Genomic DNA, 22,103 nt, shown 5'->3' with positions numbered 1-22,103 from the left:
TATTTATGGCACCCAATGATGCAAAACCAAGCGGAGACCCCATATGCTCGAACCATCCGATCTCGCCCCGATGTTCACCCTGCCCCGTGACGGCGGCGATGAAATCTCGCTTGCCGACCTCAAGGGAAGAGCCGTCGTCCTGTTTTTCTATCCGCGAGATGATACCCCGGGCTGCACCAAGGAATCCATTGGATTTTCAGGCGCTTTGCAGGCTTTTGCCGATGCCGGGGTCGAGGTTTACGGGATTTCCAAGGACACCGTCGCCAAACACGACAAATTTGTTGCCAAACATGACCTGACCACGCCGCTCCTCTCCGATGCCGAGGGCACCACCTGCGAGGATTACGGCGTGTGGAAGGAAAAGAACATGTACGGCAAAAAACACTGGGGCATCGAACGCTCCACCTTCCTGATCGACGCCGAGGGGCGCATCGCGCGGGTCTGGCGCAAGGTCAAGGTGGACGGACATGTTGAGGAGGTTCTGGAGGCCGCCAAAGCCCTGTAACCCGAAACGGATTGCCGCCACACCACCCGGCGCGGTGCGCAACGCGCAGCGCCGGGCCCAACGGGAGGCGATCACGTCACAAGTGATCGACGACGGGCGGGAGCGCCCCAGCTATCCCCCAGACAAATCCGTTGCCATGGCGCGCGCCACAGGGCAGGAACGCGGCGCAGCACGAAACCTGACGGAGGCGAGATGACCGACACCCCCAGTTCTGAGGCCGAACTTTCCCTCGCCGAAATGGCGACAGAAGTTCTGACCACTGCCGACGGGCGCCAGAAAACCGCCCTTTCCCGCCAGCACGCGGCCCGCTGGTTCGCCTATCGTCGCGGTGAGGCACCCGAGATCCCGGTCGGCACCGCCAGCCCGCCACTGCGCCCGGCCCGGCCCGAAAAGCCGGAACTCCTTGATCCCCGCGACGTGCCAAAGCGCAAACCCGGCTCGGAGGCGGGACGTATCGCTCTGCTTCATGCGGTGGCCCATATCGAACTCAACGCGGTCGATCTGCATTGGGATATCATCGCGCGGTTTTCCCATGTGCCGATGCCCATTGGTTTCTTTGACGACTGGGTCAAGGCGGCGGACGAAGAATCCAAACATTTCAACCTGATGTGCGATTGTCTTGAAAGCCTCGGTAGCCATTACGGCGCCCTTCCGGCCCATGCTGGCATGTGGCGTGCTGCCGAAGACACCGCCGAGGACCTGATGGGCCGTCTTGCCGTGGTGCCGATGGTGCTTGAGGCCCGGGGTCTTGATGTCACCCCCGGCATGATCAAGATCTTCCGCCAGGCAAAGCTGACCCAGGCAGTGGAGGCCTTGGAGGTGATCTACAAGGAAGAGCTCGGCCATGTCGCCTATGGCTCCAAATGGTTCCATTTCCTTTGCGGGCGCGAGAACCTCGATCCCAAGGATGTCTTTCACGATCTGGTCCGAACCTATTTCCACAGCACGCTGAAACCGCCCTTCAACGAGGAAAAACGCGCCGAGGCCGGGCTGCCGCCCGATTTCTACTGGCCGCTGACCGACACCGGCGCACAGCCCGCAGGCTGACAAAGCGGCAGGGCGGCGCGTGACCGCCGCCGCCCTGCCGCTACCCGGCAAAATTCCGCCAATATCCTGCCTTGCAGGCACAAATTCCTTACTGATTGGTCAACAGACTTGCCCAATGAAGCCCGGCTAGCTATTCAAATGGGCCATGGCGCCTGGGCTCACAGGGATGTGAGTGGCCCTGCGCCATGCAATTGGGATGGGACAAGGATCAGCGCGTGCGCACACGTCTGACAATCAAAATTCACGCGTTTCTCGAACGGCGCTTCCCCGAACGGCGCGTTTTCCTCAAATCGGATGACGACACCAGATTCATTCGGCTCAGGCCGGAAACACAGCTTATTGCCGTTGCCGGTATCGTTCTGTTTGTCGCCTGGTCGATCATGGCAACAGCCATTGTGCTGATGGACGGGATCGGCGCCGGAAACTTCCGCGAGCAAGCCAAACGCGATCAGATGAACTACCGTGCCCGGCTCAACGCCCTGTCGCTGGAGCGAGACAACCGCGCCGAAGAGGCGTTGGCGGCGCAGCAGCGGTTCAACGCAGCTCTGGCGCAGATTTCCGACATGCAGTCCGAATTGCTTGCCTCGGAAACCCGGCGCCGGGAGCTTGAAACCGGCATCGAAGTCATTCAGGCCACGCTGCGCGACACCATGACCCAGCGGGACAAGGCGCGCGATGCCCTTGCCGAATTGCGCAAGGAAACCGAGGAAGACAGCCCCGTCCAGATGATGGCCGCTGTTGCCCCGGTGCAGATGGAGTTCCTCGCCGACGCGCTCGCAGAGACCGCCGCCGAGCGGGATCAGGTCATGGCAGACGCACAATCGGCGCTGGAGCAGCGAGATTCGCTTGAGATGGAAATCAAGCTGATGGACGAGCGCAACAACCAGATCTTCCGGCAGTTGGAAGAGGCGGTTACCGTTTCCGTAGCGCCGCTGGACAAGATGTTCCGCAGCGCCGGTATGCCGCCGGATCGGATCCTGGAGCAGGTGCGCCGCGGCTATAATGGACAGGGGGGTGGTCCCCTCACCCCTTTAGCCCTCTCGACCCGCGGTGAAGAACCCACTGCGGAAGAGCGTCGGGCCAACAGCATTCTCAATGAGTTGGACCAGCTGAACCTTTATCGCATGGCCGCGCAGCAGGCGCCTTTTGCCACGCCGGTGAACCTTGGCCTCGTGCGGCAAAGTTCGGGCTTTGGCTATCGCCGCGACCCTAAAACTGGCGGCCGCCGGCTCCACAAAGGATCGGATTTCGCCGGCCGCACCGGCACAGATATCTACGCCACTGCTGATGGCGTTGTGACCCATGCGGGCTGGCAATCCGGCTATGGCCGGCTGGTCACGATCCGCCATGCCTTTGGTATTGAGACGAAATATGCCCATAACTCAAAACTCCGCGTGAAGGTCGGTCAAAGGGTCTCGCGCGGGGATCACATTGCTGATATGGGTAACACCGGACGGTCCACCGGGACCCACCTTCATTACGAGGTTCGGGTCAACGGAAAACCCGTAAACCCTATGATCTACATCAAGGCTGCGAGAAATGTTTTCTAAGAGCAAAATCAATGAGCCCGGGCCGAAGCAGGCCGAAGCAACTCCGGCGGCTGCAACGCCGAGCGCCCCGCCCTCTGCGCCCGCGAGCGATTACAAGGCCACGCCGCCCAAGGCAAAACCGCCGGCATCCGTGCTCAGCTCCGATCTGCATATCACCGGGAACCTGAAAACCACCGGCGACATCCAGGTTGAAGGCACCGTCGAAGGCGACATTCGCGCGCATCTGCTGACCATCGGCGAAACCGCGACGATCAAGGGTGAAGTCACGGCTGATGACGTCGTGATCAACGGCCGTATCGTGGGTCGCGTGCGCGGCCTGAAGGTCCGCCTGACCTCCACCGCCCGTGTCGAAGGCGATATCATCCACAAGACCATCGCCATCGAGAGCGGCGCCCATTTCGAAGGCTCCGTGCAGCGTCAGGACGATCCGCTGAATCCCGGCGGCAAGAAAGCCGCTCCGGCTGCCGCCGCTCCGGCGCGCCCTGCTGCCGCACCGGCAGGCTCGGCCCCCAGCTCCGACAGCTAAAAGTCACAGGGACCTCTCGGTCGCTGAACTGAATAGAAGACCGTAAACGCCGCAGAGCCCTGCGGCGTTTCGCATTTCAGGGCAAGGTTCAGGTTGTGCTCCTTCCCCTTCCTTCCCAGTTAGCCAAAACGTAACCCACTGGGATTCAGCTCCTTTACCTTCCATCTTTCTACCGCCATGGTTGATACTATTATCCGTTCCGAGGCCGCGCCTTTCAAACGCAGCCTGGAGCGGGCCTGGTTCATAGGGAAATTTGAAATTGGCAAATGTACGCATCCAGGACTCCAACGGCACCTGGTCCATCAATGATTTGAACTCGGCGGATTTTGCGGATCCGGTTATTACCCAGCAATCCGCGACGTCGATCAGTATGAGCGGAACCAACGGGCTGTCGCTCCGGTTTAACGGCGATTTTTCAAACGCCTCCCCCTATGTGTGGGAACTCACAGATCTCTACCTCTACAGCTACGGCAACGAGGTCTTCTCGATGACTGAATTCAGCGAGAGCTTTTACGATCTGGCTACGATGAGCGGCGCCGCGCTGGAACGCAGTATTCTGGCGGGAACTGATACCATCACCTCAAACAGCACTGTCGGCAACCTGTGGTACACCTATGGCGGCGATGACACCATTACACTTGGGAGCGGCGATGACACCATTGACGCCGGAACCGGGACCGACACGCTGGTTCTGAATACGCATTCAAGCCGGGCCACGCTACAGGGGCTGGACGATCTGTTCTCATCCTACTCTTCGGTTCAGGTCAGCAGCGCCATGGGAACCGACCGGATTAGCAATATCGAAATTCTGAAGTTCATAGACCGCAGCGTGGCACTGTCCCTTGGCAACGCTGGCAACGACCGGCTTCTCGGCGACGCACAGTCCGTGACCAATAGTGATGTCATGGCCGGCGGCTTTGGCAATGACACGCTTGATGGCGGCCTGCAGGACGACCTGCTCTACGGCAACGCAAACGATGACCATCTGAGCGGCGGCAGCGGGCGCGACACGCTGTTCGGTGGAACCGGTGATGACCATCTGACCGGGAATACCGGCTCCGACCGGCTGGTGGGCGCCGCAGGCGACGATGTGATCGAGGGCGGCAGCGGCCGGGATCGGGCCCTTGGCGGCACGGGCGCGGATGAAATCACTGGCGGCAATCACCGCGACATTCTGAACGGCGGTGGCGGCAATGACACCCTCACCGGCGGCGCAGGCGATGATCGGTTGATTGGCGGCAATGGCCGGGACCGGCTGATGGGTCACAAGGGCGACGACAAACTGACTGGCGGTGGCCGGGCCGATATCTTTGTCTTCAAAAAGGGCCACGGCGACGACACCATTTCGGACTTCACTGTCGGTACCGACAGGATCGAAATCGGTCGCGGAGCTTCCCGTTTTGGACAACTGGACATCGAGCAACAGCAAGACGATGTGCTGGTCTCCTTCGCCAATGTCACCATCCTGATCGAGGACGCGGAGGTGCAGGACATCGCGCAGGCGGACAATTTCCTGTTCTAAGGCATTTGCAGGCCAACCCGACGCACGAGAACAGCAAAGCCCGCGCGGATTGGCGCGGGCTTTGACGTATTTGAAAGATCGGCAGGGCCGCAGCCCCGGTTGGCTTACTCGGTCACGGTGACCTTGGTCATGACATCGGGCTGGCCCTTGACCGAACCGCTCTGCCCCGAGCCGCGCTTGATCGCGTCGACCACATCCATGCCTTCGGTAACCTTGCCAACGACGGTATACTGGCCATTGAGGAAGTGACCCGGCGCGAACATGATGAAGAACTGCGAATTGGCACTGTTCGGGCTCTGCGAACGGGCCATGCCGACGACACCGCGGTCATAGGCAATGTCCGAGAACTCCGCCGGAAGGTCCGGACGTTCGGAGCCGCCCATACCGGCGCGGCGCATGTCTTCGCCAAGCTTGCCGAACTGGACGTCACCGGTTTGCGCCATGAAGCCTTCGATCACGCGGTGAAACACCACGCCATCGTATTTGCCTTCGGCGGCCAGCGCGGTGATCTGCTCCACGTGCTTCGGCGCAACATCCTCGAAGAGGTCGATCTTGACGGTACCATTGGCGCCCTCGCCTTCGATCTGGATTTCAAGGCCAGAGGCAAAGGCGGAGCCCGCGAGCAGGGAAAATGCAGCAGCCAGCTTAAGCATCTGCGGCCACCTTGACGCTGATCATACGGTCAGGGTTCGCAGGCGGCTCACCACGGGTGATCGCATCAACGTGCTCCATGCCTTCGATGACCCGGCCATAAACGGTGTACTGGCCGTTCAGGAAGTGGTTGTCCTTGAAGTTGATGAAGAACTGCGAGTTTGCCGAATCCGGGTTGGCAGAGCGCGCAGCGCCCAGGGTGCCACGGTCGTGCGGCAGTTTGGAAAATTCCGCCGGAACGTTCGGCAGGTCAGAGCCGCCAGTACCCGCCATACGAAGGTTGAAACCGTCTTCCATGTCTCCGTGCTGCACGTCGCCGGTCTGCGCCATGAAACCGTCGATGACGCGGTGGAAGGCCACGTTGTCATATTCACCGGCACGGGCCAGTTCCTTCATCCGCTCGCTGTGCTTGGGCGCCACATCGGGCAGCAGCTCGATCACCACATTGCCGCCTTTCAGCTCGACGATGATGGTGTTTTCCGGGTCCTTGATCTCGGCCATCTGGCTCTCCTGTCGTGTTTGCTTTGCCAGATACCTAAGGGCAGCGGTCGCAATTGCCAAGGGAGCATTGACTGGGCGCACAAAAGCCCCGAAACAGCACCAAACACACTCGCCAATGACCGGAAGGAGCCTGAGGATGGGCTGGAATACCCTTGATGACATGGATCTCAGCGGCAAACGCGTTCTGGTACGCGTGGATATCAACGTGCCGATCGTGGATGGCGTGGTAACCGACTCCACCCGGATCCGCCGCATCGCCCCCACCGTGCGCGATATTCTGGCGGCTGGCGGCAAACCGATCCTGCTGGCACATTTCGGCCGCCCGGGCGGGGAGCGCCGCGAAAACCTGTCGCTGAACCAGCTGATCCCGACGCTGGAGCGTGCCTTTGAAACCAAGGTGCTGTTTGCCGCCGATTGCGTTGGCCCCGGTGCCGAGGCTGCCGCCGCCGCCCTGCAACCGGGCGAAGTGCTGCTGCTGGAAAACACCCGGTTCCACGCCGAGGAAACCAAGAACGACCCCGATCTGGCCGCAGGCATGGCGCGGCTCGGCGATGTCTACTGCAACGACGCCTTCTCCGCCGCACATCGCGCGCACAGCTCGACCGAGGGCATTGCCCGCCTCCTGCCCGCCTGCGCGGGCAGGTTGATGCAGGCAGAGCTGTCTGCACTGGAAAGCGCCCTTGGCGCGCCGAAACGTCCGGTGACCGCCGTTGTCGGCGGCGCCAAGGTTTCAACCAAGCTGGAACTGCTCGGCAACCTGATCAAGAAGGTCGATTACCTGATCATCGGCGGCGGCATGGCCAATACATTCCTGGTCGCCAAGGGGATCGATGTCGGCAAATCCCTGGCCGAACGGATCATGAAGGACACCGCAGCCGAAATCCTAGCCGAGGCTGAAAGCGCAGGCTGCAAGATCATCCTGCCGAGCGACGTTGTGGTGGCCGAGGCCTTTGCCTCCCATGCGCCGCATCAGGTGCTGCCCGCCGACCAATGCCCCGCAGAGGGTTTGATCCTGGATGCCGGTCCTGACAGTATCGCCACGATCAACGAGATCTTCGAGCAGAGCCAGACCCTGATCTGGAACGGGCCGCTGGGCGCCTTTGAACTGGAGCCCTTTGACGCGGCAACCAATGCGGCCGCGCTGAAGGCGGCGGCCCTGACCCGGGCAGGCAAGCTGATCTCCGTTGCTGGTGGCGGCGATACCGTTGCGGCACTCAACGCCTCGGGTGCGGCGCGGGATTTCACCTATATCTCCACCGCAGGAGGCGCCTTCCTTGAATGGATGGAAGGCAAGACCCTGCCCGGCGTCGCCGCGCTCGACCAGGATTGAAATCATACGTCCCGGCAGGGGCTTCTCAACACATGAAATCAACAAGGCCGGGCGCATCATCGCCCGGCCTTTTTCGTGATCTTTCAATTGATTACTCACATTAATTTGTGTTTTCTTGAGCGCCCTTTCCGACCGCTCTTAAGACTTCATTGACCCCTGCCTTCCTAGGGCTGGCCGCGCGTATTAACGCCACGGAACACACCCTCAGGAGCACCACTCAGCCATGAGCCGTTTTTCACTCCGCAGCCAAGTGCTGCTATTCGCAACCGCCTTCATAGTCATGCTGCTTGCCAGCACCACTGTCGCCTGGCTCACCAGCCTGAAACTCACCGGGGCCATCTCTCAGGCCAGCTACGTCAACGCTCAGGTCAAAAGCCTTGATGACATGAAAGAGGATATCGAGCAGGGAATCGGAGACCTGCTTGCCTATGCTCTGGGTCGCGGCGCCAGTATCGGCGACCTGCGCGGAAATATCGAAGAGGTCGAGACCGAAGTCGCAATGGCGAAGGCCCGGTTTCTCGACATTCCTCTGCCCATCGCCCGTCAGCCGGAGGTCTATGAGACCATCATGACGCTGCCCGACATATTGACCACACTGCACGGCCAGGTACAGCAACTGGAAGCGGCGAGCCTTGAGATGCGCCAGCGCATGGCCTTTGCTACAGTCCTGCCAACCGTTCAGAAACTCCGCGACACGGTGAACGACATGCAGGACATGCTGAGCGCCACCCACGACGAGGTCAGCACCCGCATCGACGACCTTGCGGCCTTTGCCGAGCTGCCGCAGCTGATCGTCGGCCTGGTGGCCGTTCTGATCTCCACCGGCATCGCCTTTGCCTTTGGCCGCCAGCTCAGCGGGCCAGTTACCGGCGCCGCCCAGGCGGTTCAGCAGATTATGGACAAAGACTATGACCAGGAGATCCAGGGCCTCACCCGAAAGGACGAAGTCGGCAGCATCGCCCGCAACCTGCAAGAGCTGAAGGAAATCCTGCGCTCGGCAGAGGAAACCGACGCAAGAAACCGCGCCGAAAACGACCGTCGCGTGGCGTTGTTCCAAACCATGGGTGCAGCCATGAGCGGCCTGACGCGCGGAGATCTGGGGCAACAGATTGACGCCGAAGACTGGGCCGACCTGGGCGACACCTACGTCACCCTATGCGAAGATTTCAACGCGCTCTCAAGCAGCCTGTCCGGACTGGTGGAAGAACTCAAACAAAGCTCCGCCGCAGTCGAGCGCAACGCCCGCGAAATGGAGCAGATGTCAGACCAGATGTCGCAGCGCGCCGAAACCCAGGCCGCGACGCTGGAACAATCCGCTGCGGCGCTGGAAGAAATGTCAGCCAGCGTCCAATCCAGCGCAGCCCAGGCGCAGGATGCCGACCGCGAGGTCAAGGAAGGCCGCCAGCACGCGGAACAGGGCGGCAAGGTCATGGATCGCGCCCGCGAAGCGATGAGCGCCATCGCGCACTCGTCCGAGCAGATCAGCCAGATCATCACCGCCATCGACGACATCGCGTTCCAGACCAGCCTGCTGGCCCTCAACGCCGGGGTCGAAGCAGCCCGCGCAGGCGAGGCAGGCCGTGGCTTTGCCGTCGTTGCCTCCGAAGTCCGCAGCCTCGCGTTGAAGTCCGCGCAATCGGCGAACGAAATCAAGGAGCTGGTCACGGAAGCCGCGCAACAGGTGAGCGCAGGTGAGCGTCTGGTGCAGGACACTGGCGACACCCTCAGCCTGATTGCCAGCAGCGTTACCCGGGTCTCCGGCATGGTCTCGTCGATCGCCAATTCCTCCAGCGAACAGGCCCAGGGCATCAAGGAGATCAATTCCGGCGTTGCCCAATTGGACCGGGTCACTCAGGACAATGCGGCGATGGTACAGGAAAGCTATGGCGCCAGCCGCCAGATGCGCGCCGAGGCAAGCCGCCTGAGCGAGCTGCTGCTCAGCTTTACCGGGCAGGCGCAGGAGGAAGCAGCCGTGGCTGGTGCGCTTGGTGAGGCGAGAGAATTCGCTGAAACCGCTTGGCTTGATGAGGCCGATGACGACGAGCTGCTTTCCGCCGCCTGAACGCGGAAACACCTGATTGCGGCCGGACCTGCACCGCGACGCGTCAGTCAAATCAAAGAGACCATACAAGCCGACCGGGACAACAGTCCCGGCCGGTTTTTCATTGCGCAGCGCCGCCCGCAGTCTGTCGACGGGTCTCTCATTGGAACACGGTCTGTCCTGCGCTGCAGTCCTGGTCACAGCACTCCCCACAAGCCCTGGCTGCCGTTGCGATCATGACACAGGCGCGGACTGCGAAACAGAAACTGCCCGCGTTAATCATTTTTGGGATTCACAGAGTGATTCGGTTGTGGCATACAGGATGCAGACACCGAAACAATCGGTGCAAAAACAATACTTTGAGCAGTATCATACAGGCAAACTCAACGTGACCCGAAGCAATAAGCCGTCTCTCGGCGCATTCGCCTTCTTCTCCATCGCATTCGCGCTGAGCGCGTATTTTACCTTTGCGGCGGTGCAGGGCGATTTCGGGTTATTCAGAAGGGTTGAGATCCAGGCAGAAGCCGAAGAGCTTCGTCAGGATCTCGATCTCCTTCAGGTTGACATCGATCGGATGGAAAACCGCACCCGGCGCCTGTCTGATGATTACCTTGATCTGGATCTTCTCGATCAGCAGGCCCGTTCCGTTCTGGGCATGCTGCGCGCCGACGAAATCGTCATTCGCTGATCCAGCACCTGCCTCACAAGGCTTACCCTCCCTTTACCAGTGCATGAAACCGGTTGTTGCTGCAGGCTCTTTGCCGTGCAACCATGGCGTCACGATGCTGTAGTCAATTAACCGAACCCACTGGGCAATTCCGTAACTTCCTCATCCCCTCCCACTGTTACTCGCACTCAAGCGTATGCACGCCAGCCGAACAAATCCTGTTCAGCCAAATCGCTGCTTAAATACGCGTGCATACATTCCGATTTCATCTTGGAAGCTCTCCCAGTGGATGTGGACCGGAAGGTTTACACTCAGCGCGTTTCTGATCGCTTCCTCATCAACCTCACCAAGCTCACCATCTTTACGAGCAAAATCATAGAGGGAGCCGCAGATCGCACCAAGGTACGCCCAGGATACTGTTCTACTCCTCTTGTCAGCGTCCTCAACGATCATCGGCCATGCAAATTCATCGAACTCACCGACCCAGCGGGAAAAAAATATCTGGTACTCGCGCAGCATAGCCGAAAGCCGCTCCGCAATCAGAAGGTTGTCAAGGTTCTCAATCACGTGAATGATGTCATGAACCGTACTTTGATCTAGGGTTAATGCACCGACGGTCTCATCACGCATCGCTTCTTTGCCCTTTGCCGCACACAAAGTATCGAACTCTGCTGAGTAGCAAATCCCAGCTTTGCAAAGCTTTGATATTGCGGAGAGCGCCAGTGGAAGCTTTGCCCGCGCCGCCAACAGTCTGCGCTTTCTGTCGTCGTGATCTTCTCCTCTCTGACTTGCGATGCTCGAAAACACACCAGCTACCGCGAAAGAAGCCACCAACAGCGAGAGGACAGCCGAAGCCAAATATGTGTATCGCTCTTTCACCTCTTCGGCGAAATTCGCATCAAACAGCCAACCAAGCCCACAGGTAAACATGATCCCGATGGCTACCCCCATCGGCGTATTCAGTAGATACGAACGGAAGTGTCTAAAAAGAGGGTATCTCAACAGACGAACTCTCCGAAGCTAGTCAAAATGGCCTTCAATCAGCCCCCAGTTCGCTTCGTAGGCTTGCAAATGTTCCAGCCCAACCGACGCATGAGTGGATGCATGGTTCCTTGGTCTAACACCGTTGTGCTTGTCTAGAAAACTCACATATCCGGCCATGATACTGCGCGCAAGATCACCCTGCCTCAGTACGTAGAACTTGTCATGTCCCAACACCTGCGAAATGTTCACGAAGACATAGATTAGGTCTTCATCCAGATCGTCCGAAAGGCCATTTACTGTCTGCGTCCCTTTAGCTTCATTGATCGAAATATCTAGGAATCGTGAAGCGTTGACACTCACAGCCCCACTCCTCCAAGCCTTCACTTGAAGATGCAACGTCTTACCGTCCTTGTATGCTAGTATGTCGATATCCGGCACGTTGCCTGCAAAAGCAGTAGCGACGATCCTTCTTCGGCCAAGCTCAGCGACAACCAAACTTTCGCCGATTTGACCCGCAAGCTGATTTGAGAAATTTTTTGCCACATCCATGTCCTGTATCGAAATTTCAACTATTTACACGGTGATCGTGCTATATGACGATGAAGTCAAACAAGGCATTTTTTCAAACAAATGCGGCGCCATAGTCACGATGCTGTAGTCAAATAACCACGCTCGTATCTCCGTGCTATAACAAAAAGCATTTTCACCGGGTTGCTTAGAAGCACCGGCAGGTTAGTCTTCACTGACAACTGAAATTCCTTTTTGGACCCAATCACATTGCAAGCCTTGCATCGCTACATCAAAGACTTAACCGTTTTTTACTCTCAATGTGTTCGCGCATCTCTAACTCAAACATATTATGCATTACTGGGCTGGATTTCTTTCTTTGTGACCGTTGTTGCCAGCATCGTTCAATACTTGGGAAGTGACCTGCCCCCCTTTCTACAGATTATGAACTCAGATGCTGCCGTTCACCTACCCTTGCTCTTAGCCGGGTCGGTGTTCGGAATTAGGCTTCTCGACGCACCCTACAAGCGTTACCGCGATGAGCATCAAAGGCGTTGCGAACTAGAAGAGAGGCGCAAACCGCGTCTTTCAGTTCAAGTGACAGAACCCAACGGTTCAGACCAATGCACAACCATCGTGAATGAAACCGAAGGCGGCTATCGCTTCCCACATGAGCGACTGGAATACAGAAACGCCCTTTACCTCACCGTCAAAAACAACAGCGAAGTGCGAGTCGGTCCCTGCGTCGCCATTCTAACGAAAGTAGAACGGAAAACGCCTTCTGGCTTCGAACGCATGAATTTTGCGGAGGGCATCAGACTGCCTTGGAACATTGACAATCTAGAAGGCTCTCTTGAACAGACGATTGAGGCAGAAACCCATGGTAGAGTTTGGATTGCTAGTGTTGATTACAACGGGAACGCATGGCTTCTCAGGGACACAGAACAGTTGCAGTCCGACCAAAGATTGATCTTTGGCGAATCAGGCACGTATCATGCAAAAGTACAAGTCAGCGATGGATCATCACGCGCTCAATCCGTTTCGCTTGAACTTGAGGTCGGTCCATCGCCAAACCAAAGTTATACGGAACCGGGGTTGGCTACCCTCAGGATAACTTAAGTGTCGTCAAGCCCTTCGCACCGTCTTTTTTTCAAACAAATGCGGCGCCACTGTCACAATGCCACAATCAATTAACTACACTCTTTCAGACGGACTACATCTGCTTTGTTCTTGATTTGTTTCGAGACAAGGGTACGTTGGCTTTTATGGCTAGGAAGACCAAAAGACGGCAGTTGCTCCAGAACAACCGTTATTGCATCTACTGCGGTGGCGTAGAGAAGAGCACTACTTGGGACCACATGCCCAATAAAGGGATGTTCCCTAAAGATCGTCCAGGCGGTCTGGAATTCCCATCCTGCGAAGCCTGCAACCAAGGCTCGAAATGGTTCGAAGACATAGTCTCGTTCATTGGAAGCATAAGATTTGATGATAGTTCTGACAGTGCAACAGAGCACTTTGACAAAAAGCTCGCACACCTTACCAAGACACAGCCAGAAGTAATCGAAGAACTTAGACCAACCCGCCGACAACTACGTCAGGCCGAGTCTGCTCTTCACGATGGCGGGGCGCTGAATCTGCAAGGTGAAATCGCATCCTCGGCATTGTCCCTGTACGGCGCCAAGCTGGCCATAGCTCTACATTGGAGGAAGACGCAACAGATACTTCCCAAGAACGCTCAGATAGCTGTCTACTGCATTTCCAATGAACGGTTATTTGACAACAGCGTGCCACCCCATCTTTTTGAACTTCTGCCGGATGGGGAGGAACTACGCCAAGGCAAAAACAGGTCCAAATACCCCTTCTTCTTCGCCAGCGGTAAGGCAGAAGACACCTCTGCTACCGTTCACTGGGCGACCTTCGGGCAGGCGATTGCCTACAACCTGTTTGTAGGCGGAAACCTTGACTTAACATCGGTGCCCGCCAGACAGCTTTTCTTTCCCGGATGCCTACAGACCGTCAAACCCAAGCCGCGCCTGCAATCCATCCCTTGGCCTAATAGGCTTACCTTTTGAACCAATAGACCTTTATTTCAAATAAATGCGACGGCATAGTCACGATGCTGTAGTCAATTAACTACACACTAGACAGAACACACAGCTTGAATTCCCAACCTCGAAATGTTGATATTCCACCATTGTTACAAACTGTTAGGACTGAGCATTGGAAGAACTTAAGAAAAAATGTCAGGCAATAATCACCGAACATGCTAAAGTCTTGAACCAGCTTGAAAAGTTCACAAAGATAGGCCATACAATCTCAGAAATTCGATATATCTTGCAGCGCTTAGATGAGCTTGGCCCTTGGAAGCCCGCTGAACTGACACAGGATGCGGTCTACGAAATTGTGATGCTCCAAACTGCCTTAGCCGTTTGTTACGGAAGGTTGTTTACCAGCGGCAACACAACAAAGATCAACCCGAAGGACATCCCTGAAGAACTCCAAGAGGTTCACTCCGAACTTATGAGCCTTAGACACAAAAGGTTTTCACACCACGACGATCACCAATCCATCACCACGGATTTAGAGTTTGGTTTTGACGGTAAAACAATGCTTGTGTACCACAAATTGAGCATTCAAATGACTCTTGGTGTACCTGAAAAAACTCCTGAATTGATTGACTGGATTTCGGGCCACATGAAACAGAAATCCGAAAAAGCACTTAAGCACCTAAACGACAAGTCGGGTTACGATTGGAAAACCGCCCTACCGTCAGACGATGAATAGAGCGGAATTCTACACCCACCAGCTATCAGCCTCATAATCGACCGGGTTCACGGCATTTTGCTTCAATGCCCTCGCGGCAAAGATGTGGTGACGTGTGTGTTCAGCGGTTGCACTCGCCATTGCCAGACAGTCGAAAGCATCCATCGCAACAGTCGCCAGTTCTCCTCGGCCCTAGTGACAGCAATGGACCATTCTTGAGGCTTGTTCCCCTAGGAAGGGGAACTTTCCAAAGGGGACTTTCTGCATCTAGCGGACCTAGGTGATCAGATCAGGGCTGTCCGGTCGCCGGTCGTCTGCTTCCAGCCCGAAGCGGACACGGTGTTTCTACACCCAGAACCGAAAGAAGACATTCGCGCCTCCTGCAGCACAAAAGCACTTTGTTTTCTATCGGGCCTCTGACAGATCAGCAGGCCAGAATTGACCTTCACGAAATGGAGGTAAATGCTTACATTGAGCCGATCAACATCGCGAGGACAGTGTATTGAGCCATGACAAGCCGGAAACCGGTGGCGCAGCGAAAGAAGACGCTGACCTGCACGCCGTCGTGGCGCACAACACCGAGCAAACGCCGTCAGTAATAAGCAAAGAACTTCATACGCAAATTCAAGGCGTCATAGACGGCAATAATCGTACGGAGTTCTTGTTGATGGGCGGCACCGCCGTTTTGTTTTTACTCGGGGCCGGTGCAGTCATTGTTGCGTTGGCTAGCGGCCAGTATATTTGGACGCTGCCTTCTGCGGGAATATCTGCGTTCCTGTACTGGCCCTACCTGAGGATCGAAAAACTTAGGAACCGTAATATAGCGTTAGTATCTGCTGCCGCACTTATCTCCAACCTGCCTCCTGCAGAATCCGCAAAAGAAATTCAAAAGCTGATTGAGAAGCTGTTCCAGGAGGAAAAATAACGTGGCCTTTGAGGAAGACAAAACCAAAGCGCTTTTGGAGAAGCTGTTGGTTGACCTATATGGCGCCGCCTCTAGTGATGCTGCGACCATACCAGAAAAGCATGGGGGGTCTTACCTCGAAGCTGATGACAAACAGTTTTTGGGGAAAGTCACTAGCAATAAATTTGACACGGAGTCCATTCTAAATCAGTATGGCCCGTACGGCAGTAAGTATAGCAATACGAGCATTTTCAATCCGTATTGCCCTTACGGAGGACAGTATGGTCGTTTTAGCCCGGAAAACCCATACACGACAACCCCACCAAAGCTAATTATCAACAACAAAGAGATTGGTAGGGTGTCGGCAAATAGCTTTATTCCAAACAGAATTCCTGTCGAGGCTTTTTTGTTCAGTCTACGAAATGATATACATGGTTTGCTACAGGGAAATGTGTCACGCAGTGACACTAACTCTCACGCAAGATCTGGTGAAGCTTTCATTCAAGCCGCCGATGGCACGTTTCTTGGAAACTTGAACCCAAACAAATATGACACGAACTCCATATTCAATAAGTATGGAGAATATGGTAATAAATTTAGCTCCCTTTCTATATTCAACAAGTATTCCCAATACGGTGGGCGCTTCTCTGAGTTTAGCCCATACAATCCTTCAAGCAATCGTCCTCCAGAAATACTCGTTGGCAATAAGCGTGTCGCATTCTTGACAGTGAACGGTTCTATATTTCCGAGAGTAGATCCTGACGAGATATTAACTTGGGCAGAGACAAATGTGCGCAAGCGTTATTAATCACACAAATTCATCTTTGGGCTGGACCGTTAGCTTAGCTTTACATATCCTGCTATCTCCACTTCGCTAACCTTGAAGTAGGGCGCAGCGCAGGCTCTGCTGTAGGCGCGAGAGGTGTCTCAAGAGCGGACCTTCTGGTCCGCTCGATTGACTTAGGGGATGCTACAATCAGTGCAGAAGTCAGCGAAGCGCAAAAAGCCGAGTATGCAATGTTACGGATGTTTTACGTGTCTAAGCGGCGTGGGCGGCTCGGTTCAGAAAATCTTGATCATTACATTCGCTGTATTGGGGGGCTACCAGTCATTTTCACCACGAAATTCGGCCGCTTTTGAAAGCAGGCCGAGCCGTCTTTCATACTCAGACCTCATGCTGAGCCGGTCGTGCCTCTGCGCAGGAAGATCGAGAAATTCCCAGAATTCCTTTGGCGAACTGAAATTAAATCCATTTAAAATATACCGCACCAGAAACGGAGCCACAAACTGAAGCATCTGAAATGCTAGCGTTTCTTCATCATCCGCTTTGATGGCATGGCCGTGCGCCAATAAATTTCGACGAAGAGCCAAATGCTGCCCTATTATTAGGTATTCAGTGTTCTCCGCAAAGATGTTCGAGGCACGAAGAATCTGGTCTTTGATTATCTCGTGTCGTGAACCTGAGATGTTTTCGAAGAGTCGCCATCCTTCAAGAAACGATTCCTCGAGGTTTGGGTTTGAGAACGCCTTGAAATAACGTGCAGCAGCAGATTTGCAATGTCTACGCCAAGGGGACTTAGAAATTCTCTGCACAAATAGCTGTACGCGTTTTTCCCACTCAGCCATCCGCTCGGCACTCAGAGTTTTCTCGCTCGGCCCGCCAACCCAGTTTTCGTGCCAGAAACCGTCATGCGTCAGTTTTCCGTTCTCAAAGTGAGTGGTGGTGTGTGGCCCAATCAAAACGCCCGAAACCGGTAGTTTTCCAGCCACGCGGGTCGATGAGCGCCAGGTTTTTCCGCCATCTGCGGCAAGATTGACCAAGCCAAGAATTTCATAGAGCGCTTCGGAAGCTTGTTCGTTTGCGTCTGCATGACTGTTAGCTCGAACATAGGCCAGACAGATCGAGCAACGTTGTAGATCGTTTAGCCGGTCTTTCGTGAAAAAGGCTTTGTAGTAAGGGTTGTTTTGCTGGGTTTCCCTTTCCTTGATAATGGTATTAAATATCGGTGTATTTCGGGATGGCGAAAAATTCAAGGTTATGTCGCCCACCTTCCTCGTTCCCCGAAGAAATTTTCGGCAGGTTCCAGACCGGAAATGCGACACGGTGGATTTTTTGGTTTTCATTTTTGTAAATTTGGCGCAACTTCCATACCACACCACGGAAGTCTTTCTCAGTGAAGCCAGCGACCAATTCAGGGGAAGAGAGTGCCGCCCTAACAATTTGGTTTCTGAGAGCGTCGCTCTTTACCTCAAGTTCAATGGCCGAGACCAAAACAGCGAACCAGCCATCGTAAGCTCCGCCCTTGAAACTGATACGTCCATCGTCTCCAACGATGCGAATTTCCTTAACTTTTTCAAGAATGAAACTCACTTGTTTTTTTGAAAAATCTTTACGCCAAAAATCCACGCCCTGTCCAATCCCTGCTGGTTTTCAGCTGGCAAATCGGTAGCTGAAAGCCTGTATCCACATAGCCACTCTAGTACTAAAGGATTTGTGGCATCGGCGACAACTAGGAGTATGGGAGTTTCCAGACATAAATGACTGCTTTGGGTTGCTGATGTCATCTGACGGCGGGGACCAGGTGCGATGTCGCTGCAACCTCGGTGACGCAGCGCAGCATGGCGGCTGTGAGCCCAAAATGACTATTGCCGTAAGGTGCTAGGATGGCGGCAATGCGGGAATTGAGTATTGCAAAACCGCGCCGCAGGGATCACGCTGAGTTTTTGAAGTCTTCACTTTTCAAATCCCATTCGTTTGCCCGCTTGTCACCAACGGAGCATGCTGAAAATCACTAAAAACTGCTTGTGGTAACCCTTCGTGAACATATCGACTGATGAATTCTCGGCACGGCTAACGCCTACTTTTCGGAACTATCGAAAACTGAACGGTAGTTTCCATGTGGGCGGTATTGAGCCCGAAATTCATGCAACACACCTCCACTACGCCTTTGACGACGACGTTCCGTTTCTGGAGGCATTGCTGCCAACAGCCGACACCTTTGCCTCGAACGTCTCTGGAAGGAGGAAGAAGTTCCTGGCGCGCGGGCATAGTGACGCTGAGGGGTATTCTCTCAGCCCGACGATATTTCGACGCCCGGCGGGATTTCATGCTGGGGAGCAATACGATGGCTTCATGAATGGATACATTTCCGGGACAAACATCGACTACGAGACCAGCGTTTTTGCGTCGTTCTTGTCAGGCTTGAACGACAGTTCAGCACTCCTTTCAGAGGAAAGTGTCGCGTTGCTTCAGTCGCATGAGAACATGGCAGCGACTGAAGTTGTAAATATCCTAGGACCCCGCTGGCAGGTCTTTCACGTGCGAAATTTTCCAAACGAAAATCTGCTCCACGAACTGGCCATCGCCCAACACCATGGCGTCCCGACCCGGTTGCTGGATTGGTCGACGAACCCGCTCAAAGCGCTTTTCTTTGCCTGTGTCGGAATTGGACCGGTCCCGAAGGAAGAAAACAAGCGGATCGGTGTTTGGCTCTTCCCTCTGGACTATTTGGAAATGTGCGAGCTGCTTGGTGTCGTCAAAGTGGTCAGGGCCGCGAGTTTTCAAAATACCTACATCGCCCGACAAAATGGCGTATTCACGCTTCACAACATGAGGTATCAATCTGACGGTATGTGGAGCGACGTGAATGAAGATAGCAAGACGGTGATGCCTCTTGATGTGTATCTGACGGCCAACCCAGACGGCAAAGACTACATTGACCTTCTGATAGAACACATCGGCAAACCACTCCTCATGACGTTACCCCACCGCGATGCGGTACGTATCCCCGAACGGCTAAGGGAGTTCGATATCAGCTATTCGACGCTCATGCCCGGCCCGCATGGAGCCGCTTATGAGGCTATTCAACGCCACAAGCACTTTGGTATCAGCTATGGCTGAGTGTGCCGTTTCTGAGACGCTTGGGTTTTGTGGATGGACCTGTCAGCTTTCCGCAGATGACTGCTGATTATTCGCTCCGTTTAAATGGCAGCTTGGCCCCTCAAGCGGCCTATCGACAGCGGACCGATGTTGCGACTGTAGCGAATGGCGTCTTCTGAATGCGGCGTAGCAGTGCCCGTGGCCGAAGTAGGCAAATGGAAGGCTGAGTTTGCAAAGGGCGGTTTCTGCGCTTCGCAGACCTTTGTGCTGATCGCGGTTTTACCCAGGACGGTGAGGTCAAGTTGCATGTCCGTTTCGGGCCAGTCGATTGCTGCGTTGCACGGAGACAATTCACGTCGCGTCTTTGTTCGGGGCAACTACTGCCTGCCCAAGCATGACGTGTATTCCTGCACCGACGCCCTTAACCACCGAAAGGGTGTGCTTATAGGCTCTACCCTGCCGAGACATGGGACACGGCTCATACAATTGTGCTTTTTGGGTCGTTCTTTGACAAATGACACGAATCTCGTTAGGGCTTAGAGGCAAAAAATACAAACAGTGAGATTGCATGCGTATCGGTTATAAACGTGTTTCTTCCATCGATCAAAACCTAGACCGGCAGGACCTTGGAGAACTCGATAAATTGTTTGAAGAGAAGCTATCAGGGAAGTCAGCTTCTAGTCGTCCCGCGCTACAGGAACTGATTAGTTTCTGCCGTGAGGGTGACGAGGTAGTTGTTCACTCAATCGACCGGCTGGCCCGCGATCTGGCAGATCTTCAAGACATTATCCAGACCTTGAACAGCAAGGGCGTCGCAATCAGGTTCAACTGTGAAAACCTCACCTTCGCAGCCGAGACGGATGACGCTTTTGCCAAACTTCAACTTCAGATGATGGGGGCGTTCGCGGAGTTCGAGCGCAATATCATCCGGAAGCGACAGGCTGAGGGTATCGCTAAAGCCAAACAGCGCGGCGTTTACAAGGGTAGGAAGGCAACGATCGATCCAACGATCATCAAGGAATTAGCAGAACAAGGGCAAGGTGCGACGGCCATTGCATCAGAGCTTGGCATTAGCCGAGCTTCCGTCTACCGTCTGCTCAAAGAACAGAAGGCACAGGACTGCGTCTAAGGTCCTTCGAAACAACGCACTATGGGACCCATCGGCTATTTATTGTCAGAGGAAAGCGAAATATTTACCCAGAAGACTGAGCAAACACTTTTTCCATGCAAAAATCCCAACTGTCGGCAGACAGTGTCGCTTCAGCGCCTGAAATTTCGGGCACTCCCAAGCGAGCACGTCGAAGATTGACAGGTTTGAGGTAGTCATCGGACATTGGGCTGCCTCCTTGCCGTCTAATTTTTAGGTCGACACCAGAGTCCAGCATGAAATCGTACTCTTCTGGAAACAGTTCCAAATGAAGCGCTGATACTTTCGAGACAAAATCGTCATCAGTAGCAGCGGGCGACACGATATCATTCACGTCAAGCCGCCGCTGTATTTCCTTTTTGAATCTATTCAATAGATTTTCACCTCCGGGGTCATGGTTGCGTTACTTGACCTTAAAATGGTCAAAACCAACATTACGACCAGCCTCTGATCCTGTCACATGCGAAGCCCAGTATTTCATGGCATATTCTAGCTCTTCTTTGAAATCTGCGGGCACCAAAAAGCTGTCGTGCATCGATAAACACGGAACTCCTTTCGCATGCATGCTCTCGATCACATGAAGGGCAATGTCGCGCTCCAATTTCATCAGCCGTAAGCCGTACCCAGTGTAGAAATACTTCACCACCCAGGGAAAAGCTTTGATCAGCGCCTTTCGAACCTTTTCAACATCTTGAGCTGTCAGAGAAATGCCCAAGTCCTCTTTGACACGTGCGCGAATAGCACCAGTGGACTGACGTTTTGATGAGCTGTTAAGGCAGGTATTGTACGCCAGCTTTGTAATGGATATCGCATTTTCATGACCGACTTTCAGCACGTCTGACCTGCCCCCCGAAATCTCCCGCACTTTAATGTAGAGTTTGCTCAACCTCTTGATGGAGCAAACAGATGCGAAAGAGCCGTTTTACAGAAGCACAGATCATCGGAATGATCAAAGAACAGGAAGCCGGGATGCCGACGGCGGAGGTGTGCCGCAAGCATGGCCTGAGTCAGGGCACATTCTATAAATTCAAATCCAAGTATGGCGGCATGGAAGTGTCTGATGCGGCCAAGCTGAAGGCTTTGGAGGATGAGAATGCCAAATTGAAGCGTCTGCTCGCGGATCAGATGCTGGACAACGTCGTGTTGAAGGACTTGCTGGGAAAGAGCTGACGACGTCGAATGAGCGGCGCGAAGCAGCGCTCCGGGCGATGCGGGATCATGACATCTCGCAGCGCCGGGCCTGCCGACTTGTCGGTGTCGATCCAAAGACTGTCCGGCGTGAGCGCCCGCCGGACAATCCTGAGATACGCAAAGAGATGAAGGCCATCGCGGCCAAGCGGCGTCGGTTTGGCTACCGCCGGATCGGTGTGATGCTAGAGCGTAAGGGTATGATCATGAACCACAAGAAGCTCTATCGCCTGTACACAGAAGAAAAACTGGGCGTCAGGCGACGAAGGGGCAGAAAACGTGCCCGTGGATCGCGGACACCTATGCCAGAGGCGCTGAGACCTAGTGAACGCTGGTCTCTGGACTTCCTATCCGACACGTTCGGTGCATCCCGAAGGTTCCGCATTCTGG

The 22,103-nt window shown here is 55.0% G+C and carries 23 protein-coding genes and 1 pseudogene; 16 read left to right on the top strand and 8 right to left on the bottom strand.

The annotated features are described in order from the left end of the window. Positions 1-43 precede the first annotated feature (43 nt). From SM766_RS00120 to SM766_RS00100, 5 genes are all read left to right on the top strand, one after another. The gene (locus SM766_RS00120; RefSeq protein WP_368946521.1) at positions 44-505 is read left to right on the top strand and encodes a peroxiredoxin; all 462 of its coding nucleotides are present in this window, start codon (positions 44-46) and stop codon (positions 503-505) included. A gap of 192 nt (positions 506-697) precedes the next feature. Continuing rightward, complete coding sequence (locus SM766_RS00115; protein WP_368946520.1) at positions 698-1,552, top strand: ferritin-like domain-containing protein; 855 nt, start codon at positions 698-700, stop codon at positions 1,550-1,552. Positions 1,553-1,767: 215 nt separating this feature from the next. After that, entirely contained in the window at positions 1,768-3,102 is a 1,335-nt protein-coding gene (locus SM766_RS00110) for a M23 family metallopeptidase (protein ID WP_065273469.1), read from the top strand. Then, a complete protein-coding gene (locus SM766_RS00105; RefSeq protein WP_065270389.1) occupies positions 3,092-3,628 on the top strand; it encodes a bactofilin family protein in 537 nt (178 codons plus the stop codon). The genes SM766_RS00110 and SM766_RS00105 overlap by 11 nt, the downstream gene beginning before the upstream one ends. A 259-nt stretch (positions 3,629-3,887) precedes the next feature. After that, positions 3,888-5,150 carry a calcium-binding protein gene (locus SM766_RS00100; protein ID WP_368946519.1) on the top strand — a complete coding sequence of 421 codons (1,263 nt, stop codon included), beginning with the start codon at positions 3,888-3,890 and terminating at the stop codon, positions 5,148-5,150. Between the two features lie 104 nt (positions 5,151-5,254). Here the strand turns inward: SM766_RS00100 and SM766_RS00095 are convergent, their stop codons facing one another. Both SM766_RS00095 and SM766_RS00090 read right to left on the bottom strand, forming a co-directional pair. Continuing rightward, complete coding sequence (locus SM766_RS00095) at positions 5,255-5,803, bottom strand: peptidylprolyl isomerase (protein ID WP_368946518.1); 549 nt, start codon at positions 5,801-5,803, stop codon at positions 5,255-5,257. Then, the gene (locus SM766_RS00090; protein WP_368946517.1) at positions 5,796-6,302 is read right to left on the bottom strand and encodes a peptidylprolyl isomerase; all 507 of its coding nucleotides are present in this window, start codon (positions 6,300-6,302) and stop codon (positions 5,796-5,798) included. Before SM766_RS00090 ends, SM766_RS00095 begins: the two co-directional genes overlap by 8 nt. A 136-nt stretch (positions 6,303-6,438) precedes the next feature. On the opposite strand from SM766_RS00090, the gene SM766_RS00085 reads away from it, so the two are divergent. The 3 genes from SM766_RS00085 to SM766_RS00075 all read left to right on the top strand — a co-directional run bounded on the left by SM766_RS00085 (position 6,439) and on the right by SM766_RS00075 (position 10,361). Continuing rightward, positions 6,439-7,632 (top strand): phosphoglycerate kinase, encoded by a 1,194-nt coding sequence (locus tag SM766_RS00085; RefSeq protein ID WP_368946516.1) that lies wholly within the window; start codon positions 6,439-6,441, stop codon positions 7,630-7,632. 223 nt (positions 7,633-7,855) lie between these two features. Beyond that, positions 7,856-9,694 (top strand): methyl-accepting chemotaxis protein, encoded by a 1,839-nt coding sequence (locus SM766_RS00080; RefSeq protein WP_368946515.1) that lies wholly within the window; start codon positions 7,856-7,858, stop codon positions 9,692-9,694. A gap of 367 nt (positions 9,695-10,061) precedes the next feature. Further along, positions 10,062-10,361, top strand: a complete 300-nt coding sequence (locus tag SM766_RS00075; protein WP_368946802.1) for an FtsB family cell division protein — start codon at positions 10,062-10,064, stop codon at positions 10,359-10,361. 201 nt (positions 10,362-10,562) lie between these two features. Here SM766_RS00075 and SM766_RS00070 read toward each other — a convergent pair whose 3' ends face one another. Next, the gene (locus SM766_RS00070) at positions 10,563-11,291 is read right to left on the bottom strand and encodes a hypothetical protein (protein WP_368946514.1); all 729 of its coding nucleotides are present in this window, start codon (positions 11,289-11,291) and stop codon (positions 10,563-10,565) included. Positions 11,292-11,360: 69 nt separating this feature from the next. Next, the gene (locus SM766_RS00065) at positions 11,361-11,867 is read right to left on the bottom strand and encodes a hypothetical protein (RefSeq protein WP_368946513.1); all 507 of its coding nucleotides are present in this window, start codon (positions 11,865-11,867) and stop codon (positions 11,361-11,363) included. Positions 11,868-12,086: 219 nt separating this feature from the next. Between SM766_RS00065 and SM766_RS00060 the strand changes: the two genes are divergently transcribed. From SM766_RS00060 to SM766_RS00040, 5 genes are all read left to right on the top strand, one after another. Continuing rightward, on the top strand, positions 12,087-12,950 hold the full coding sequence (locus SM766_RS00060; RefSeq protein ID WP_368946512.1) for a hypothetical protein: 864 nt from the start codon (positions 12,087-12,089) through the stop codon (positions 12,948-12,950). 137 nt (positions 12,951-13,087) lie between these two features. After that, on the top strand, positions 13,088-13,903 hold the full coding sequence (locus tag SM766_RS00055; RefSeq protein ID WP_368946511.1) for a hypothetical protein: 816 nt from the start codon (positions 13,088-13,090) through the stop codon (positions 13,901-13,903). Positions 13,904-14,051: 148 nt separating this feature from the next. Then, on the top strand, positions 14,052-14,615 hold the full coding sequence (locus SM766_RS00050) for a hypothetical protein (RefSeq protein WP_368946510.1): 564 nt from the start codon (positions 14,052-14,054) through the stop codon (positions 14,613-14,615). 481 nt (positions 14,616-15,096) lie between these two features. After that, the gene (locus SM766_RS00045; protein WP_368946509.1) at positions 15,097-15,519 is read left to right on the top strand and encodes a hypothetical protein; all 423 of its coding nucleotides are present in this window, start codon (positions 15,097-15,099) and stop codon (positions 15,517-15,519) included. A gap of 1 nt (position 15,520) precedes the next feature. Continuing rightward, positions 15,521-16,306: a hypothetical protein gene (locus SM766_RS00040; RefSeq protein ID WP_368946508.1), complete on the top strand. Its 786-nt coding sequence runs from the start codon at positions 15,521-15,523 to the stop codon at positions 16,304-16,306. Positions 16,307-16,599: 293 nt separating this feature from the next. Here SM766_RS00040 and SM766_RS00035 read toward each other — a convergent pair whose 3' ends face one another. Together SM766_RS00035 and SM766_RS00030 are read right to left on the bottom strand one after the other, a co-directional pair. After that, the gene (locus SM766_RS00035; protein ID WP_368946507.1) at positions 16,600-17,547 is read right to left on the bottom strand and encodes a hypothetical protein; all 948 of its coding nucleotides are present in this window, start codon (positions 17,545-17,547) and stop codon (positions 16,600-16,602) included. After that, positions 17,495-17,905, bottom strand: a complete 411-nt coding sequence (locus SM766_RS00030; protein ID WP_368946506.1) for a hypothetical protein — start codon at positions 17,903-17,905, stop codon at positions 17,495-17,497. The genes SM766_RS00035 and SM766_RS00030 overlap by 53 nt, the downstream gene beginning before the upstream one ends. A 411-nt stretch (positions 17,906-18,316) precedes the next feature. Between SM766_RS00030 and SM766_RS00025 the strand changes: the two genes are divergently transcribed. Both SM766_RS00025 and SM766_RS00020 read left to right on the top strand, forming a co-directional pair. Further along, positions 18,317-19,399, top strand: a complete 1,083-nt coding sequence (locus SM766_RS00025) for an FRG domain-containing protein (RefSeq protein WP_368946505.1) — start codon at positions 18,317-18,319, stop codon at positions 19,397-19,399. A 547-nt stretch (positions 19,400-19,946) separates the two neighbouring features. Further along, entirely contained in the window at positions 19,947-20,507 is a 561-nt protein-coding gene (locus SM766_RS00020) for a recombinase family protein (protein ID WP_368946504.1), read from the top strand. Between the two features lie 64 nt (positions 20,508-20,571). On the opposite strand, the gene SM766_RS00015 is transcribed toward SM766_RS00020, so the two are convergent. Both SM766_RS00015 and SM766_RS00010 read right to left on the bottom strand, forming a co-directional pair. Beyond that, on the bottom strand, positions 20,572-20,859 hold the full coding sequence (locus SM766_RS00015; RefSeq protein ID WP_368946503.1) for a hypothetical protein: 288 nt from the start codon (positions 20,857-20,859) through the stop codon (positions 20,572-20,574). Positions 20,860-20,928: 69 nt separating this feature from the next. After that, complete coding sequence (locus SM766_RS00010; RefSeq protein WP_368946502.1) at positions 20,929-21,411, bottom strand: hypothetical protein; 483 nt, start codon at positions 21,409-21,411, stop codon at positions 20,929-20,931. A gap of 20 nt (positions 21,412-21,431) precedes the next feature. On the opposite strand from SM766_RS00010, the pseudogene SM766_RS00005 reads away from it, so the two are divergent. Then, positions 21,432-22,103: pseudogene (locus SM766_RS00005) on the top strand (transposase); the annotation flags it as partial.

It is taken from the genome of Pseudophaeobacter sp. A-200-2 (genome assembly GCF_041008815.1).
Classification (GTDB): Bacteria; Pseudomonadota; Alphaproteobacteria; order Rhodobacterales; family Rhodobacteraceae; genus Phycobacter; species Phycobacter gallaeciensis_A.
Note: the sequence above shows the minus strand (reverse complement) of the source record. Positions and strands in the feature narration are given on the sequence as shown.

Bases quoted from the DNA above. Each gene is read 5' to 3' on its own strand.
- SM766_RS00090 (WP_368946517.1), bottom strand. From the start codon at position 6,302: ATGGCCGAGATCAAGGACCCGGAAAACACCATCATCGTCGAGCTGAAA.
- SM766_RS00085 (WP_368946516.1), top strand. From the start codon at position 6,439: ATGGGCTGGAATACCCTTGATGACATGGATCTCAGCGGCAAACGCGTT.
- SM766_RS00020 (WP_368946504.1), top strand. From the start codon at position 19,947: ATGCGTATCGGTTATAAACGTGTTTCTTCCATCGATCAAAACCTAGAC.
- SM766_RS00070 (WP_368946514.1), bottom strand. From the start codon at position 11,291: ATGGGGGTAGCCATCGGGATCATGTTTACCTGTGGGCTTGGTTGGCTG.
- SM766_RS00095 (WP_368946518.1), bottom strand. From the start codon at position 5,803: ATGCTTAAGCTGGCTGCTGCATTTTCCCTGCTCGCGGGCTCCGCCTTT.
- SM766_RS00115 (WP_368946520.1), top strand. From the start codon at position 698: ATGACCGACACCCCCAGTTCTGAGGCCGAACTTTCCCTCGCCGAAATG.
- SM766_RS00120 (WP_368946521.1), top strand. From the start codon at position 44: ATGCTCGAACCATCCGATCTCGCCCCGATGTTCACCCTGCCCCGTGAC.
- SM766_RS00080 (WP_368946515.1), top strand. From the start codon at position 7,856: ATGAGCCGTTTTTCACTCCGCAGCCAAGTGCTGCTATTCGCAACCGCC.
- SM766_RS00105 (WP_065270389.1), top strand. From the start codon at position 3,092: ATGTTTTCTAAGAGCAAAATCAATGAGCCCGGGCCGAAGCAGGCCGAA.